The organism is Heyndrickxia acidiproducens DSM 23148 (assembly GCF_000374345.1).
Lineage (GTDB): Bacteria > Bacillota > Bacilli > Bacillales > Bacillaceae_C > Weizmannia > Weizmannia acidiproducens.
On the sequence record NZ_KB893988.1, the window covers coordinates 27,531 to 45,224 of the forward strand.

16 protein-coding genes and 1 riboswitch are annotated in these 17,694 nt (G+C 42.6%); of the genes, 9 read left to right on the plus strand and 7 right to left on the minus strand.

Features of this window, described 5'->3' with window-relative positions; all coding sequences use genetic code 11:
- Window positions 1–136: 136 nt before the first annotated feature.
- Together C232_RS0106790 and C232_RS0106795 are read right to left on the minus strand one after the other, a co-directional pair.
- On the minus strand, window positions 137–1,738 hold the full coding sequence (locus tag C232_RS0106790) for a xylulokinase (protein WP_018662656.1): 1,602 nt from the start codon (window positions 1,736–1,738) through the stop codon (window positions 137–139).
- Window positions 1,739–1,756: 18 nt separating this feature from the next.
- On the minus strand, window positions 1,757–3,172 hold the full coding sequence (locus C232_RS0106795) for a sugar porter family MFS transporter (protein WP_018662658.1): 1,416 nt from the start codon (window positions 3,170–3,172) through the stop codon (window positions 1,757–1,759).
- A 575-nt stretch (window positions 3,173–3,747) separates the two neighbouring features.
- Here C232_RS0106795 and C232_RS0106805 point away from each other — a divergent pair.
- The 6 genes from C232_RS0106805 to C232_RS0106835 all read left to right on the plus strand — a co-directional run bounded on the left by C232_RS0106805 (window position 3,748) and on the right by C232_RS0106835 (window position 8,767).
- The gene (locus C232_RS0106805; protein ID WP_018662662.1) at window positions 3,748–4,446 is read left to right on the plus strand and encodes an L-ribulose-5-phosphate 4-epimerase; all 699 of its coding nucleotides are present in this window, start codon (window positions 3,748–3,750) and stop codon (window positions 4,444–4,446) included.
- A 21-nt stretch (window positions 4,447–4,467) separates the two neighbouring features.
- Window positions 4,468–5,895 (plus strand): L-arabinose isomerase, encoded by a 1,428-nt coding sequence (gene araA / locus C232_RS0106810; protein WP_018662664.1) that lies wholly within the window; start codon window positions 4,468–4,470, stop codon window positions 5,893–5,895.
- A gap of 194 nt (window positions 5,896–6,089) precedes the next feature.
- Complete coding sequence (locus C232_RS0106815) at window positions 6,090–6,695, plus strand: sugar O-acetyltransferase (protein ID WP_018662666.1); 606 nt, start codon at window positions 6,090–6,092, stop codon at window positions 6,693–6,695.
- 31 nt (window positions 6,696–6,726) lie between these two features.
- A complete protein-coding gene (locus C232_RS0106820; RefSeq protein ID WP_018662668.1) occupies window positions 6,727–7,452 on the plus strand; it encodes a transaldolase in 726 nt (241 codons plus the stop codon).
- 269 nt (window positions 7,453–7,721) lie between these two features.
- The gene (gene azlC / locus C232_RS0106830) at window positions 7,722–8,441 is read left to right on the plus strand and encodes an azaleucine resistance protein AzlC (RefSeq protein WP_018662671.1); all 720 of its coding nucleotides are present in this window, start codon (window positions 7,722–7,724) and stop codon (window positions 8,439–8,441) included.
- The gene (locus tag C232_RS0106835) at window positions 8,432–8,767 is read left to right on the plus strand and encodes a branched-chain amino acid transporter permease (RefSeq protein WP_026314508.1); all 336 of its coding nucleotides are present in this window, start codon (window positions 8,432–8,434) and stop codon (window positions 8,765–8,767) included. Before azlC ends, C232_RS0106835 begins: the two co-directional genes overlap by 10 nt.
- Before the next feature lie 332 nt (window positions 8,768–9,099).
- On the opposite strand, the gene C232_RS0106840 is transcribed toward C232_RS0106835, so the two are convergent.
- From C232_RS0106840 to C232_RS18465, 5 genes are all read right to left on the minus strand, one after another.
- Entirely contained in the window at window positions 9,100–9,414 is a 315-nt protein-coding gene (locus C232_RS0106840) for a DMT family transporter (RefSeq protein WP_018662673.1), read from the minus strand.
- Window positions 9,414–9,755, minus strand: a complete 342-nt coding sequence (locus tag C232_RS0106845; protein ID WP_018662674.1) for a DMT family transporter — start codon at window positions 9,753–9,755, stop codon at window positions 9,414–9,416. The genes C232_RS0106840 and C232_RS0106845 overlap by 1 nt, the downstream gene beginning before the upstream one ends.
- Before the next feature lie 59 nt (window positions 9,756–9,814).
- Window positions 9,815–9,912: riboswitch (guanidine-I (ykkC/yxkD leader) on the minus strand.
- Between the two features lie 237 nt (window positions 9,913–10,149).
- Entirely contained in the window at window positions 10,150–10,917 is a 768-nt protein-coding gene (locus C232_RS0106850) for a TSUP family transporter (protein ID WP_018662675.1), read from the minus strand.
- A gap of 489 nt (window positions 10,918–11,406) precedes the next feature.
- Window positions 11,407–13,632: a glycosyltransferase family 39 protein gene (locus tag C232_RS0106855; RefSeq protein ID WP_026314509.1), complete on the minus strand. Its 2,226-nt coding sequence runs from the start codon at window positions 13,630–13,632 to the stop codon at window positions 11,407–11,409.
- A 209-nt stretch (window positions 13,633–13,841) separates the two neighbouring features.
- Window positions 13,842–15,137, minus strand: coding sequence for a sensor histidine kinase (locus C232_RS18465; RefSeq protein WP_018662677.1), 1,296 nt, complete (start codon window positions 15,135–15,137; stop codon window positions 13,842–13,844).
- A gap of 405 nt (window positions 15,138–15,542) precedes the next feature.
- Here C232_RS18465 and C232_RS0106865 point away from each other — a divergent pair, with 405 nt between their 5' ends.
- From C232_RS0106865 to C232_RS0106875, 3 genes are all read left to right on the plus strand, one after another.
- A complete protein-coding gene (locus tag C232_RS0106865; RefSeq protein WP_018662678.1) occupies window positions 15,543–16,109 on the plus strand; it encodes a DUF2238 domain-containing protein in 567 nt (188 codons plus the stop codon).
- A 15-nt stretch (window positions 16,110–16,124) separates the two neighbouring features.
- On the plus strand, window positions 16,125–16,691 hold the full coding sequence (locus C232_RS0106870; protein ID WP_018662679.1) for a DUF2238 domain-containing protein: 567 nt from the start codon (window positions 16,125–16,127) through the stop codon (window positions 16,689–16,691).
- A 234-nt stretch (window positions 16,692–16,925) separates the two neighbouring features.
- Window positions 16,926–17,642: a YebC/PmpR family DNA-binding transcriptional regulator gene (locus C232_RS0106875; protein ID WP_018662680.1), complete on the plus strand. Its 717-nt coding sequence runs from the start codon at window positions 16,926–16,928 to the stop codon at window positions 17,640–17,642.
- The last annotated feature ends 52 nt before the right edge of the window (window positions 17,643–17,694 follow it).

A 17,694-nucleotide genomic window follows, 5' to 3' on the forward strand; every position in this document is an offset into this window, starting at 1 on the left:
GTTGGCTTATTGGGTAATAACATGCCCATTTAGTTACTATAAAAAAATCCAATAATAAATTCTAAGGGCTTGCGTCAATTTATTCGGCAAGCCCTTAGGATTGTTCTATTTTTTTATTCTTCCGGTACTCTTTTCGTTAGGAAATGGACTGAACTGCCACTGACTCAATTGGTAACCCATCTTGATATTTTTTAATAAAGGCTTCATATCCTGAAACCCCTTCAGGCTCCGGACTTAAAGTCATACTTTCGGGATGGGTAAACACTTTTTGATCTAAAAAGTCTTCCAAACTCTGCTGTTCATTCCCGTATTGAGCATAAACAGCTAATACTGCCATACCCCAAGCGCCGCCTTCACCAGCTGTGCTCATCACCGTAATTGGCGTATTCAAAGCATTGGCAAGAATTTGCTGGCCAATGACTGGCGTTTTAAACAGGCCGCCTTGCGCAATCATGACATCTGTACTGATTTGTTCTTCATTTTTCAAAATATCCATTCCAATTTTAAGCGGTGCAAATGCAGCATATAATTGAGTTTGAACAAAGTTTGCCAGTGTAAACGAACTATCGGGTTTTCTGACAAAAAGCGGGCGCCCGGCAGGCATTTTGGTAATATTCTCGCCGGATAAGTAACTGTAATTGATTAACCCGCCTGCATCAGGATCGGCTTTAGCAGAAACCAGGAATAACGTTTCATATAAACGATCCATTTTCAAATCTATACCAAGACGTTCAGCAAATTCCTTAAATATATTTGCCCATGCATTAATATCAGAGGAACAATTATTAATGTGAACCATTGCTACTGGCGCACCATTTGGCGTTGTGACAATATCAATATCTCTATAAGCCTTTTTCAATGGTTTATCAAGTACAACCATCGAAAAAGCAGATGTTCCGACTGATATATTTCCCGTTCGTTTGCGAACACTATTCGTACTAATCATACCAGTTCCGGCATCACCCTCAGGCGGAGCCATTATACTGCCTTCTTGAAGATTTCCATTAACATCCAGTAACTTAGCACCTTCACGGGTCAATGTTCCTGCGTGATCACCAGCCTTTAAAACTTTGGGCAGGATATCGCGGATATTCCATTGATAATGCGCAACATTTTCAAGGGACTCAAATTTGTCAAGAAAGCTTGTATTAAAAGTTTCAGCCACTTCATCAATTGGGAAAACGCCAGAAGCATCTCCGATTCCTAAAACCCTTTCTCCGGATAATTTCCAGTGGACATAACCAGCCAAGGTAGTCATAAATTGAATGTCATTTACATGCGGTTCTTTGTTTAAAATGGCCTGGTAGAGATGTGCAATGCTCCATCGCTGCGGGATATTGAATTGAAACAGTTCAGTCAACTCATCAGCAGCTTGTTCAGTCATATTGTTACGCCATGTTCTGAAAGGGGTTAGTAAAGTATTATTCTTTGAAAAAACCAAATATCCGTGCATCATAGCGCTTACACCAATTGCGCTGATTTTTGTTAAAGTTGCATGATATTTACCCTGAACATCTGCTGCAATTTGCATATAGCTTCTTTGAATGCCTTCCCAGACCTCATCTAATGAATAAGTCCAGATACCGCTTTCAAATTTGTTTTCCCAAACGTAGCTTCCGGAAGCTATTGTGTTAAAGTCATTCGTTACCAATACGGCTTTAATGCGTGTTGAGCCTAGTTCGATGCCTAATGAGACGTTTCCTTGTTGAATCGCTTTCGAAGTTTCCACTAAGTTCATTTCATCCTGCCTCCAACCTTATAAGTCTACTTTTGTACCTTTTTCTCTAAGCTTTTTGATTTTCCCGGCTTCTCCAATTTTTTCAATTTCCTCCAAGGTATGTCCACGGGTTTCAGGAACGCGCATTCTGATAAATAGAACTCCGAGCAAACAAATGACCCCGAAAATCGCGAAAACAGCTTCTTGAGACATTGAAGCAGTCATAATTGGGAATAGCAATCCAACTAAGAATGAACCGATCCAGTTAAAGGATGAGGCCAACCCTGACGCACGTCCGCGAATAGCAAGCGGAAAAATTTCCCCGACGATGACCCATGTTAATGGAGCCCAGGTGAATGAATAAAGCGCGACATAGATACTTAAAAATACAACGATCATCATTGGACTTGCATTGGGAATAATTGAATTCAAAATGGCCGGCAAAATAAACGACAGCCCCATAATCGTTCCGCCCACTGTCAGTAAAGTGCGGCGGTTAAATTTATCAGCAATCAGCAGGAAGACTAATGAACCTAATACGAGGATAACCCCTTGGATAATTGGCCACATCAACGCTGAACTGGCCGCATGTCCGGTTGCCTTCTCCACGATCAAAGGAATGTAATAAAAAATAGCGTTCGCGCCCTGGAATTGTTGAAAAGCCGCTACACCGACTCCGGCAATCACTAAATAACGGTATTTACTGCTGAGTAAGGTGCCCCATGATGCTTTTTGATTTGCCTTTTTTTCTTCCTTGGCAGTTTCTTGAATTTGTGTGATTTCAGCATCAATTTCTTCTTTTTTAGCACGAATATAGCTCAATACCTTGCGTGCTTCATCAAGCTTATTGTTCTTAATTAAAAAACGTGGTGATTCGGGCAATTTTAGTACGCCAATAAATAAAATCAAAGCAGGTATGGCTGCCAGACTAAGCATCAACCGCCATGCCAATGTTTCGGGTAACCCCTTCAATAAATAATCGACAATGTACGAAAGCAGCATTCCGGACACAATCATAGTTTGGTTAATGCCAGATAAACGTCCGCGTAACCGTGCAGGCGCCATTTCCGACATGTAGGCTGGCACCAGTGCAGAAGCAGCACCAACTGCCAATCCTAATAGAATCCTCACAATTATCAAATAATATTGCCCGTTATGAGGGACTATACCTGACAAAATTGAACCAACCACAAAAATTAAAGCAGAGATTAAAATCATTTTGCGCCGCCCCAAACGGTCAGAAAGTTGCCCCGCTAAAGCGCCTCCAAAAATAGCCCCAAACATGACGGCAGAGGTTATCCAGCCAATAACGCCGGCATTGTTTTGCAGGTTCCAATCATGTTCCAGAAAAGGTAAGGCTCCTGTCATCACACCAATATCATAGCCGAATAAAATACCTCCGAAAGCCCCGAAAAAATAGATAAAGCCGCTCGAGATTTTCTTTTCACCAACCATTAAAGTTCCCTCCTTAATTTTTAATCACTATGTTATATAAAGATATTTACCAAAAAGTATTGCTGGATCTTGCAGCCTCCTTTTGTGAACGTTACCATTAAAGAAGTAGTAAAACGTTTTCACGTTGCAAATACATGCTAGCATATTTATCCCAATAAATCAACATGAATGTATTTATCAGTATAAATTACGCAGTTAACCGTTTTTATAACAAAGAAAGGTTTGATTTTGCTTTTATGACTTGCGTTCTGCGCTTTTATTGAATCATTAAGGTATTTCGTATCAGCGTATGAAAAATGGAAAAATCCGGCAAGAATCCGGTTACAGCAAAAATATTAGATTGGAAACATATATTTTTATGACAGAACATGAGGTAAAAACAACCCCAAAACCCATTGGATAAACATTTATTTAAATGCAGCTAAATATATTTATACTTACAAATATATTTTTCGTTGACTTATACTGACAATTGGTATAGTATTCTTGTTGTAAGCGGTTAACCGCCGTAGAAGTGACATGTCAAAAAAAGTAAATCCTGAAGATTAAATTAATATCAAAGGAATGATCAGAAGATGTTAGAAGAATTAAAAAAGGAAGTTTATGAAGCGAATATGCTGCTGCCTGCATATCATCTGGTCACCTTTACATGGGGAAATGTAAGCGGAATCGATCGTGAAAAAAACTTATTTGTGATTAAGCCGAGCGGTGTCGATTATGACGAACTAACACCGGAAAAGATGGTCGTTGTCGATCTGGACGGAAATGTAGTGGAAGGCGATTTAAATCCGTCAAGCGATACACCAACACATTGCGTGCTTTATAATCATTTTCCCAACATGAAAGGGATCGTGCATACGCATTCTCCCTGGGCTGTTTCATTCGCTCAGGCAGGCCTTGATATTCCCGCAGCAGGAACCACGCATGCCGATACGTTTTATGGACCTGTCCCGGTCACAAGAGCCATGAAAAAAGAGGAAGTCATCACAGAGTATGAAAAACAAACCGGGGATGTCATTGTGGAGACTTTTGAAAAACGCCAGATTGACCCGGATCAGGTTCCGGCCGTACTTGTGAATGATCACGGCCCTTTTACATGGGGGAAATCTGCCCATGAAGCTGTGCACAATGCGGTTGTTCTGGAGGAAGTGGCGAAAATGACTTATCACTCGCTGCAGCTGAACCCGCATCAAATTGGCATGGATCAGTATCTTCTGGACAAACATTTTCTTCGCAAACATGGGAAAAATGCCTATTATGGACAGACTAAATAAATATTCAGGGAGGAAAACAACATGTTAAAAATGCAAGATTATGAGTTTTGGTTTGTTGTCGGAAGCCAGCATTTATACGGTAAAGAAGCATTGGACGCAGTTAAGGAAGATACCGTTAAAATAATTGATGAATTAAATGCAAGCGGGAAGCTCCCGTATCCGGTTGTATTTAAAACGGTTGCAACAACAGCAGAGAATATTACGCAGGTTATGAAAGAAGTCAACTATAACGACAATGTCGCCGGCGTGATCACCTGGATGCATACTTTTTCCCCTGCGAAAAACTGGATCAGAGGGACAAAATTATTGCAAAAACCGCTGCTGCATTTGGCAACGCAATTTCTTGACCATATTCCGTGGAAAACCATTGACATGGATTATATGAACTTGCACCAAAGCGCCCATGGCGACAGAGAGTACGGATTTATTAATGCCAGATTAAATAAGAAAAATAAAGTCGTTGTCGGTCATTGGAAAGATGAAAATGTCCAAAATCAAATTGGTAAATGGATGGATGTTGCCGTTGCCTATAATGAAAGTTTTAACATTAAAGTAGCCAGATTCGGGGATAACATGAGGAATGTAGCGGTAACGGATGGCGATAAGATTGAAGCGCAAATCAAGTTTGGCTGGACGGTTGATTACTATGGCATCGGCGATCTCGTTGCAGAAATGAAAGCAGTTACAGATCAGGAAATCGAAACAACCTATAGAGAGTGCAAAGAAAGATATGAGTTTGTAATAGGTGATAACGATCCCCAATACTTTGAAGAACATGTCAAAGAGCAAATCCGAATTGAAATTGCTTTGCGTAAATTCCTTGACCGCGGCGGATACACCGCATTTACGACAAATTTTGAAGACCTTTGGGGAATGAAACAGCTCCCTGGCATGGCGGTTCAACGGCTGAATGCAGAAGGATACGGTTTTGCCGGAGAAGGGGACTGGAAAACGGCAGCGCTTGATCGTTTGCTTAAAATCATGGCCCATAATGAAAAAACCGGCTTTATGGAAGATTATACGTACAATTTGGTAAAAGGCCATGAGGAAATTTTAGGTTCACATATGCTTGAAGTCGATCCAACTTTGGCAAGCAGCAAAATCAGAGTGGAAGTCCATCCATTAGGCATTGGCGACCGCGAAGACCCGGCCCGGCTTGTTTTTGACGGATCGGACGGAGATGCCATTGATCTGACTATTTCAGATTTTGGCGATGATTTTAAACTGGTGATGTATGAAGTGGAAGGGAAAAAACCTGCTGAAACAGCACCAAATCTGCCTGTGGCACGCCAAATTTGGACACCAAAAGCAGGATTTTATGAAGGGGTCCAAAAGTGGATTGAGAACGGCGGCGGCCACCATACCGTATTCTCCCTTGCTGTAACGGCTGAACAAATAGAAGATTTTGCGAAACTGGCGGATCTTGAATTCGTTAATATTAAATCATAATTAACAAATTCATAGTTTAAGAAGTCCACGGAGGCGAAAAAAGGTAAAAGTCTGTCCCGGGCGTTTATCGGGATTGGATTCTCCGTGGCTTCCTTCCTTTGATGCCGGCAGGAGCCGTGATGTTTAAATTCCGTTGATTGAACATAGTCAACGGAATTTAACGTTTCTAATTATGAATTGAAAGGGAGCTTGTTATGTCCGATCAATTAGAAAATATGTTGGCCGGAAGATTGTATCATCAGACAAAAGATTTATTAAACAGCAGATTTAAAGCCAGGGATCTTTTATACGAATACAATCATTGTCATCCACGGGACATGGAAAAAAGAACCCGGATTATCAAAAAGTTGTTCGGAAAAACAGGAGAAAGTTTATTTGTTGAAATTCCTTTCCACTGTGATTATGGATTCAATATCGAAATAGGTGAGAATTTTTTCTGCAACAACAACTGTACGCTATTGGATTGCAACAAGATCCAAATCGGCAACAATGCTTTGTTTGCACCGAATGTAGGGATCTACACTGCCGGACACTGTATTGACCCGGAACTGCGTCTGAACAAGCAGGAGTATACGGCTCCGGTTATTATTGGAAACAATGTTTGGATTGGCGCGAACGCATCTGTTTTGCCGGGGGTTACCATTGGAGACAATGTTGTCATCGGGGCCGGAAGTGTTGTAACAAAAGACATACCAGACAATTGTGTGGCGGTTGGAAATCCATGCCATGTGGTTCGCCAAGTGAATGATTATGATAAAAAATATTATTTTAAAGGTAAAAAAGTGTCAAACAATTTATGAAGAGTGACCATAAAAAGGGGAGAAAAAGCAGTTGGGTAAATTAAAAGATGTTAATGTCAAGATTTATGCAGATGGTGCTGTGATTCAAGATATGCTGGCCGCTTATAAAACCGGTTTTGTGTCCGGATTCACGACCAACCCAAGCCTAATGAAAAAAGCAGGCGTAACGGACTATGTCGCATTCGCCGAGAAAGTGGTCAAAGCCATTCCGGATTTGCCGCTTTCTTTTGAAGTGTTCTCCGATGACTTTGAAACGATGGAGAAAGAAGCGGAAAAAATACATGCACTGGGGAAAAATGTATTCATTAAAATACCGATTACCAACACGAAAGGAGAGTCATCCATTCCGCTAATTAAAAGGCTGGAAGATAAAGGGTATTCCCTAAATGTGACAGCTATTTTTACAACGGAACAGGTCGAAGAAACGGTTGCTGCACTCAACCCGGAAGTGGAAAACATCGTCTCCGTTTTTGCCGGACGCATTGCGGACTCAGGAGTGGATCCGATTCCCTATATGAAGAAAGCGGTTGAGATTTGTCATGCCAAAAAGAATGTACAACTGCTTTGGGCTAGTACACGGGAAGTCTTTAACGTATTTGAAGCGGATAGAATCGGTGTAGATATCATTACATGCCCGCCAGCAGTTATTGAAAAACTTAAGCATGTTGGAAAGACGCTGGAACAATTATCATTGGAAACGGTGATTGGCTTTCATCAAGACATTAAAAAACTGGGTTTCTCCATTTTATCAGAATGAAAGCCTGGTTAAACTTTCAGGCAGTATACAGGGTGAGCTCGAACATGGACATAAAAAGATGATTTCTTGCTGAAGAGGGATCATCTTTTTTTATTTCCCGACACCCATTGACAGAGAGGGATCCTAGAAAACCCATTAAGAGTAAGATTCTTGCCGGGTTTTCTTTTTCATTTGCAAAAATTCCAATCCTTACAATTTTTTTATTCATTAAAAGGATTTCTTGTGCTACATTTATATGTAAGAAGATTTAACAGCAGAGGTGTGAGCATATGAAAAGAAGTAATCAAATCGGTATGGCATTTCGTGCAGCTTTTCCGCACACGATCCCGATTCTTGCAGGTTTTTTATTTTTGGGAATCGCCTATGGCATCTATATGCATTCATTGGGTTTCAGCGCGATTTACCCGTTCCTGATGAGTTTAACCATTTTTGCAGGATCAATGGAATTTGTGGCAGCCAATTTATTGCTTGGCGCTTTCCATCCGCTGAATGCCCTTTTGCTTACGTTAATGGTAAACGCACGGCACTTATTTTACGGTATCTCCATGCTGGATAGATTTAAAGGAACCGGGAAGAAAAAGTACTATTTGATATATGGAATGTGCGATGAAACTTTTTCAATTAATTGTACTGCCGAGATTCCGAAAAATGTGGATAAGGGCTGGTTTATGTTTTTTGTTACCTTGCTCAATCACGCCTATTGGGTTATTGGTGCAACAGCGGGCGGCCTGTTCGGATCGTTTATCAGGTTCAATACAAAAGGACTTGATTTTGTCATGACGGCGCTTTTTGTGGTTATTTTCATTGAACAATGGATGAAAGAGAAAAAGCATTACAGTGCACTCGCGGGACTCGGGCTTTCTGCTCTTTGTCTGATGTTTTTTGGCGGAAGCCGGTTCATCATCCCGGCAATGTTTGCCATATTGGGCGTGTTTACCATCTTTAGAAAACCAATGGAAAAAGGGAAGGAGGCTGCGGTATCACAATGAGTACAGTACAGCAGATGATTATCATTGCGATGGTGGTTTTGGGGACAATGCTGACAAGGTATCTTCCATTCGCTGTTTTTCCAGCGGGCAAACCGGCTCCGGCCTATGTCCAATATCTTGGTAAAATGCTGCCCTCCGCAGTCATCGGCCTTTTGGTTGTTTATTGTTTTAAAGATGTAAAATTTCTTTCCGGAAGCCACGGCATCCCTGAGTTGATCGCCGTAGCGGTGGTGGCGCTGCTACATATCTGGAAAAGAAAGATGCTTCTTTCAATAGCAGGAGGCACCATTGTCTATATGATTTTGGTGCAAACATTTTTTGGGTGAGATGGATGATCTTTGATATATCCGATTAAATGAGTGTTTGGTTGCCGGCCAGAGAAGCATGTCTCTATGCGTACATTGCAAACAAAGGACGGGCGCCATTTGTTTATAGGAATCATGGAACTTTGTGGTTCATTTTAATCTGTATATGATATAGCGGATAGGGACTGCCAATCGTGACCGATGATTTTACTGGATTGACAGAAAGAAAACTGCGTCATTTGAAACGTTCGTGAAGGCGTGTTTTCCATAGGCGGAGAGCAGCTTTTGGTTTTTAGACCAAATGCTGCTGCTCGTGGAAACCTGGAAGTCAGCTATGCGCTCATTTATATGTATTAGGAGATGATTTTTAAGCCAACCGCTGAGCCTACTATCATAAGGATGAACATCATTCTTTTCCAATCCCTTGGTTCATTATACAGTACCATGCCCAGAATGGATCCGCCGGCTGCGCCAATTCCGGTCCAAATGGCATAAGCGGTGCCCATCGGAAGTGTCTTCATCGCAAAGACAAGAAAGAGAAAACTCCCGCCGAAACCAAGTACCATAAGTGCCAGTGACTTCCAATCACGGTTTCTATTCACCATATTGATCGTCACAACGCCAAACATTTCAAAAAGACCCGCAATAAAAAGGGATACCCACGCCATTAAGCATCAGCCCCCTTATCTGTTTTTTCCTCCGTGACGATTTTGAGACCAATCACGCCTGTTAATAAAATGAGAATCAGGACAATCTTTACAGTATCGAACGGTTCACCGAAAAAAACAATCTCTGAAATGGCTGTTCCGGCGGTGCCGAGTCCTACGAAAACCGCGTAAACAGTCCCGGACGGCAGTGTTTTTGCGGCTGAAAGCAGTGCGTAAAAGCTGGCCGAAATGGACAGCAGCGTCCCGCCCCATTCCAAAAAATTGCCAGCATGTTTTAATCCAATGACCCACAATACTTCAAAACAAACACCAATGAAGACTTTGATCCAAGCTGAATTCATGCAGTTCCCAACTCCTTTGTATTTCAGAAAAAAGCCCGGAAGAACGTTGGCCTGTACGCATCTCCCGGGCTTTTCCCCCTCCGTGTCACAGCAAAGCTGCGGGTTTTCTCTCGGACCAGGCCGGCATTTCTGCAGCGGAACCCTAGAAAACCTTGATATATAGTATGATTTTATATATTTCGCAGAAAACTTCAAGTGAATTGCGCGGTTGAGAATAGATTTTGGGAAACATGTGAAATGACACGGGCGCCAGTAAGAATTTTTGAACTAAAAAAATCTATGAAATCTGGCTGGATAATAAGATTTTTGAGCCGCACACCATCATTATGGGCTAGGCCTTGCCGGTTGTGAAGGCCCAGACAGCAAACACAGGGCACGCCTGATGGAAAACATTTTAATGCAGATAGTCATATGTATTTTTAGCCAGCAATAAAAAAGTGACGGCAATGAACAAAATCCGCACATAGTTGCTTCCCCGTTTAATCGCGAATCTTGATCCGCAGATGGAACCGGCAATCTGCGCAATCCCCATCGGCAGACCGTACGCATAGTTGACCTGCCCCAGGAATATGAACATGATCAGGGCTGCGATATTACTGCCGAAGTTTAAAAATTTTGCATTTCCGGCAGCCTTTAAAAAATCAAAGCCGATCATTAAAAAAGCAAACATTAAAAATGAACCTGTTCCGGGCCCGAGGAATCCGTCATAGAACCCGATCAGAAAGATGATAAAGGTAAAAAGAATAAACCGGCGTGTTGATAATTTTTTATAAGTGAATAGCTTTCCCCAATCTTTTTTGATAATGGTGTATACCCCAACCGCTGCAAGCATAAACAGCATGAGCGGCTTGAGCACTTCGGGGTCCATCAAATGAACGGTATAAGCCCCGAGCATCGAGCCTGCAAAAGTGAGCGGAAACAGTTTATAAATAGACGCCAGGTCAAGTTTCCCGGAACGGTAGAAAACGAAAGTGCTTGTAAATGACCCCATTGTTCCCGCTAATTTATTCGTTGCAACCGCTGCAGACGGAGAAAGCCCGGTAAAGAGCAGTGCCGGAAGTGAGATTAACCCGCCCCCGCCGACAACGGAGTCAATAAATGCCGCACAAAAACCAAAGGCGATCAAGATGACAAGCAAAGATGGATCTAAACCAAATAACATCGTATCAGTCCTTTTAATATCACTGATGTTATCGTAGCGAAAATCTCCAAGATTGTAAATAGTGATTATCGTTTGATATTTCGAAGGCTGTTGGAGGCGGGCGGATCAGGTGCAATTTGATACACAGGCAGTAAATGTCTAATTAGAGCTTCTAACGAGACAAAAGGCCGGATTCACAGGCAGTAAATGTCTAATTAGAGCTTTTAACTAGACAAAAGGCCGGGGTCACAGCTGGTAAATGTCCAAATAGCGGTCATAAGCCCGATGAAGTGCATTCCAAACAATAATCCCGGTCTAAATAGCGGTCATAAGCCCGATGAAGTGCATTCCAAACAATAATCCCGGTTCAAATAGTGTTCATAAGCCCGATGAACAACATTCCAAGCAGAAACCCCGAGCCAAATAGCGTTCATCATCGAGATGAACGCCATTTGAGCAGAAGTAATAACTTTAACATGACGTTCATCATCAGAGGATGAACCTGTTTCATTACGAACTGCCAAATTCATTTAGCGGTTTTCTCACCCGTTGCGAGCGGCTCGGAGGCAAGGCGGTATAGGCGTAGAACACAATCATAAGAGCCGGAATGATAAACAGCCCGTAATAGGAACTGCGCCTCATGTAAGGCTCTGTTCTTTCTTTTGAAATTTTAAAGGTCAGATCCGTCCTGGGAATGGCTTTTCCATTTTGAAAAAATTGCCCGTTGTTATACATATCTTGCTGTTCGTATAACCCCCCGACCCCGTAGACATGAAGGGACAGCCGGGATGCTTTGCTTCCGGAAACTTTACTGATCAGCATTCGATAATGGCGCCCGCCGCCGGGGAGAGGCTTTTTCAGCGTGAAGGCATTGAAACCTTTGACAGTCTCCTTGTTAGGGCTGAATACCTCTTCGTACACTTTTTTCTCTTTCTTTCCGCTTTGAACAAACAATGATAACCGGTAAGTGGCTTCTCCCTTGTAATTAGCGGGTTTAAAAGCAATGCGGTCAAAAGCTTTATCGGCTGTAAAAGTTTGAGCTGCAACATGGCCGGAATCTACAAGGGCGTAATGGATTCCTTTTGTACGGTACTGATCAACCACGTAATCCTGATAATGGATAGGAGTATCCGTCAAATTTTTCATATTTAACTTGGCACAATAAAGTAAGGCGGCAAGCAGGCAGACGGCAAGCATCATGTTCCTGATCGTTTGTCCGGACCATATCGTTGCAGTCTGCGATCGTTTTTTCGCCATAAGAACATGAAGCTCTTTCAGCCCGTAAACCGCTCCGATCAGCGTTAGCGGCATAAACAGCAAGGAGTACCGGGGTTCCGCCTCCCATAGTACGGTAAAAAATAAAAAACTTCCAAACAGGCAGATCTGAATCAGCAGATTGATGTCGTATTTTTTTACTCTAAGGAAACGCAGGCTTGAGAGTGTCAGCAAAAATAAAGCAGCAATATGCAAAAACTGGATGGTGAACTTCAAAACCTGCTTGTGGCCGTCGAAAATATAGCGGTAAGCCGTTGTGAAATGGGGAGGGTAACCGTGTCCCGGATATGACATGTCCCCCATTGCAAATGTCCGGGCGGCTTTAATCCCCCATTGTTTGACCAACCCGGATGGCCCTTTTTCTTTGATTCTTTTTTTAATCAGTGCGAGATCGGCCCGTTTCTTTGCCTGCTGGGTTGGCTTGCTCACTGACAGGAGTGTGTCCGGTGTATTATATCTTCCATGATAAGACAAGCCGAGTGCAATCCAATGGGTGACAGGCGCCTTCACGCTGTTGTCCGGCTGATAGCCCAAGTGTTTATAGTAAGCTTGCGCCCCAAATGTGACAGGCAAAAAAGTAAGCAGAATCATGAGCGCACAAATCAGTACGTTTTTGAGACGCAGCACATACAGCATAAAGATAAAAAGGGCAGGGGCAAACAGCAGCATGTTTTCCCTGATTTGGCATGCAATGGCAAACGCAGCACCCAGTATGAGAAGATAAATCACCTGTTTTGTCCGGAAATACCGGTAACACAGATAGACAAGCATAGACGGAAACATCAGCGCGAGGCTCTCAGTATAAAAATACGGGATATAGAGAAATAAAGGAAAACAGTTCATCGTCAAAATGAGCAGCAGGTTTCCCATTTTATGGTTAAACAACTTCACCATCAAAAGCCATGAAAAATAGATCCCGATATTCAGGCAGATGGCTGAGGCCAGTTTTTCCACCAGCATAAAATGGGCCGGGTTCCCAAAAGCAGCAAAACGATAAAGTAAATAGCGGGCAACAGTAATGGGCAGGTTATTGGGATAAATCTGCAAATAAAATTGATCTGCAGGAAGGGTTCCATGTTTGATCATATGAAGGGCAATTACATAAACATGACCACTGTCAAATTGCGGCGGAAGCATATCGTGAAACAGGATGATAATCACAGTTTCCATACAGATGATCATAAAAAACAATCCCGCTGCAATCCACTTCAGCCACTTGTTGGAAAGCCTGGAAAAAAAGCGGTATAACGCAAGATAGAAAAGAACGGTAATCACAGCGAAGAGCAGCAGGGACATGGCCTGCCCGAAAGAAATGAACTGGTTTCCTATGACAAATTGAAAAGGGCTGTCGGGATTCTTCTGCCAAATAGACGGCAGTAACAGGCTCAGTGCAGTGATGCAGAAGCAAAAAAGCAAAAAGGCGATGCTAAACATATAAATGGAAATCTTTTTCATGTCCATCAAAATCGTCTCCAAATCATTCATTGGTATTTCAGGCTGGCTTATTTTTCCACCCAAAAATGAAAAATATGCATGCCTTGATGCTGCTGCATGCATAATCTTTCACGCCACATCATGATTGGCTATTTGAGTTGACATTTTTTACGGTCGCATGACAAAACGGAAAATGAATCAGGTGTTTCAGCTAAGCTGCCAAGTGAGTTCCAGTATTATTTTTCTGCAGCAGTGGCCTGGGCCATGGTGTTTCTTTGCTTCGAATCAGCAGCAATGGCAGGAAATGTCAATGTAATCGCAGTTCCTTTTCCCTTTTCACTGTTTACTTGAATGATGCCTCTCATGCTTTCGACAAGCCTGAACACAACCATCATGCCAAGGCCTGTTCCTTTTGATTCCTTTGTGGAAAAATAAGGTTCCCCCAGCCTGCTTTTTTGCAGTTCGTCCATCCCGATGCCCTCATCGGCAATGGTGATCGATACCGTGGAATATTCCTGGATGGCATCAATGGAAAGCTTTCCGCCATTCGGCATTGCTTCAATCCCGTTTTTGATAATATTAATGAGGGTTTGCTGCAAAAAAACGGAGTTTCCGGCAATGGTACAGGCATTCAGATCGGCAGTGATCTCGACCGTATTCATTTTGGCGAGCGGCTCAAGAATGCGCACCGCTTTTTCAATTTCTTTTTTGATGTCAAGTGTCTCAATCCTTTCGGGTGCCGGTTTTGCAAATGCCAGGTAGTCGCGGATAATGCCTTCCGCGCGGTCAAGCTCGTTTACTGCGATTGAAATGTATTCCTTCTTGTCAGCAGGTATATCGCCTGATTCAGCCAGCAGTTGCAAAAAACCGCGGGTCGTTGTAAGCGGATTTCTGATTTCATGGGAAATACTGGCTGCCAGGTGACTGACCACTTCCATTTTTTCCATGCGGATTAAGCGGCGGATAACCAAATGCTGCTCCCTGATGGATTCAACCATATACCCTACAATAAACATACCGCCTGTTTGGATAAAAATGTAATTGATTGCAAATGACAAGGTAACGGGGATATGTAAAAACCATTTCACGCCTGCTAAAGTCCAGGCAGACATCAGAAACATAAGAAATGAAGAAAGTGTAATTTTGCTGGTCACAGGGAGGCCTATGAATGTTTTCTTCAGTGCCATGATGAAAAAATAAATCAAGAGTATGTTTACAATAGCGAGCCATGCGTGGTGGTACCCTTCTAATAAGCGCAAGAGGATAATGAGTCCGATCATGCCTATTCTTGTCAACCTGTTGGCATAAAAACAGCCGATCACAAACGGGATAAAGCGCAGGTCGAAAACAATGCCGCTTGTAGTCGTTACCGGCATCAGCATGCACAGGGCAATGGAAATGGCCAGACAGAAAATAGTAATCATTTCAGCTGCGGCTTTTTTTAATTTGGGCTGATTCAACCAGTATTGGAGAAAAAGTAAAGAAACTAAGATGGCTAAAAGATTGACAAGAAAATGCGATGTACTTTCCACGAATAGGCCCCCACTTATTCTGCAGTTCTTTAAAGGATAATAGGAATATAAAGATGTTCTTTGATCAAACTTGTCCGCCCGCCATTTTGGCAATCCAAAACAATTGGCAGGAACAGGTCTAAGGAGTACACAGTGGCGAATGCCACAACATTCCCTGGACCCCACTGTTAAAAAGACGCCAAGGCGTTTCATGGTTTTGCAGAACCATATGGATACACTAACAATTATAACAATATCGTATGGGGAAGTGATGACTTTTTAAAAAATTCTCTGCCTGTGAAGGTTCAAATATTTTACCTGTCTCAAAATTCTTTTAATGAAAAATAAAGGATGTTTTCGGTGAGGAAGGGCAAATTATTCATGCATTCATTTATTTATCCGTGAAACGGGATGGAGTGAATTGTCATGAAAAAAATAATTTTAATTGTAGTAAGTGTTGTATTTATGCTGGGGATGGCCGGTTTAATGATTTACTTTATCACCAAGAAAGATACTTTTCGCTGGGGAATTGCGCTTTGCGGCATCATTTTAAGTGCGCTGCCGCTGGGATTGTTGTGGCTCAAAAATAATCCGATCAATACGCCATCCATTATCGGTTATTATGCCTTTCTTTTTTTCTCGATTTTTCTTGGCTCAATCGGCAGTTTCTATGATCGTTTTGTTTGGTGGGATATAGCGGTCCACTTTTACAAAGGAGGCTTTGTCGCATGTGTTGGCATCACACTTTATAAAATTTTTATTCCCGAACAGGCAAGAAGGGGTGTATCTGTATGGATCCCGGTGCTTTTTGTGTTAGGGCTTGCGGTAGTTTCCAGCATCATCTGGGAGTTTTATGAATTTATGGGGGATGTGATCGCGTCCCATACGATGCAGCGCGGAGGAAATACAGATACCATGTATGATCTTTTGGCCGGTTTTACAGGCGGCCTGCTGATTGCGATCTATACGTCAATAAGGAAACAGCATGTGTAAAGGGGGAGTGGAACGATGAACCGTAAAGTGGTGCTTGGGATCAGCTTGGTGTACATCGGATGGATGGCGGTCCTGGCTGTAATGCAGAACGCTGCAGGGGAGTCCTGGAAATCAGCAGTTGCAGTCGGCGGTATTGTAAGCGGCGCAGTTCCGCTTGCGCTTGTTTTGTTTACAAAACTCCGATTCAATTTGCCGCTTGTCATCTCCTATTTTATTTTCTTATTTGCCTCGCAGTATCTGGGGTCGATCCGGGGATGGTACGGCTTTGGCTGGTGGGATACGTTTCTCCATTTTATCAGCGGCGCCATTCTGGGATTTACTGCTGTCGCTTTATATGAAAGAATGGTGCACAGAAAAGCCGGCCAGGCGATTTCCCCGTGGTTTGTTTTCCTTTTTGTGCTTGGGATTGCCAACCTTGGAGGGATGTTATGGGAAATCTACGAGTTCACCTGCGACCGCTTTTTCGGCTTCGCTTTGCAGGGCGGGGGCAATCGTGATACGATGATCGACCTGATTGCCGATGTTCTCGGCGGCCTGGTTATTGCCTGCTGGTCGGGAATCAGAACAAAAATGAAGCAGTGAACTGATTGGTTTGAAAACCTGGCGAATTGGATTAGATATAAAAAGTAAACAGAGCGGGTTCCATTGAAGCAGGCATTCGTTCGTCCCCCATTTTTCCACCTCTCATTTAATAAACCTCGATATTAGACCATATATTAGTGTATAATTCTTAAATGGACGAATAGGCGTGCATTTTAACCGGAAATGGGAGAATTTTTCCGGGGTGGAATATATGATGGAAAGAGAGTGAGTCCAATGGGGCGAAAATGGAATAATATAAAAGAAAAGAAAGCGGAAAAGGATAAAAACACAAGCCGGATTTATGCAAAATTCGGGCGCGAGATCTATGTTGCAGCAAAAGGGGAACCGGATCCGGAATCAAATAGTGCACTAAAAATGGTGCTGGAGCGGGCAAAAACTTACAGTGTCCCAAGATCAATCATTGATCGTGCAATTGAAAAAGCAAAAGGCGGTTCGGAGGAAAATTATGATGAGTTGCGCTATGAAGGGTTCGGCCCGAGCGGTTCAATGGTGATTGTCGATACATTAACTAATAATGTCAACCGCACCGCCTCGGAAGTGCGTGCCGCGTTTGGGAAAAATGGTGGCAATATGGGTGTCAGTGGTTCGGTCGCCTATATGTTTGATACAACGGCTGTGATCGGTCTTGAAGGAAAAACCGCCGATGAAGTGCTTGAAATGTTATTGGAAGCAGACATTGATGTGCGCGATGTTTTTGAAGAAGATGAAGCCGTTATCGTCTATGCGGAGCCCGATCAATTCCATGCCGTGCAGGAAGTGTTCAAAAATGCCGGCATTACCGAGTATACCGTCGCAGAAATAACGATGCTTCCGCAAACCTATGTTACTCTTTCCACAGCAGATCAGGAAAAATTTGAAAAACTCATTGATGTGCTGGAAGATTTGGAAGATGTCCAGCAAGTGTATCATAATGTAGATTTAGGAGAATAATTGATGAAATAAACCGGTATCTTATCTCTTGCTTAATTGCAGGGTAAGGTAC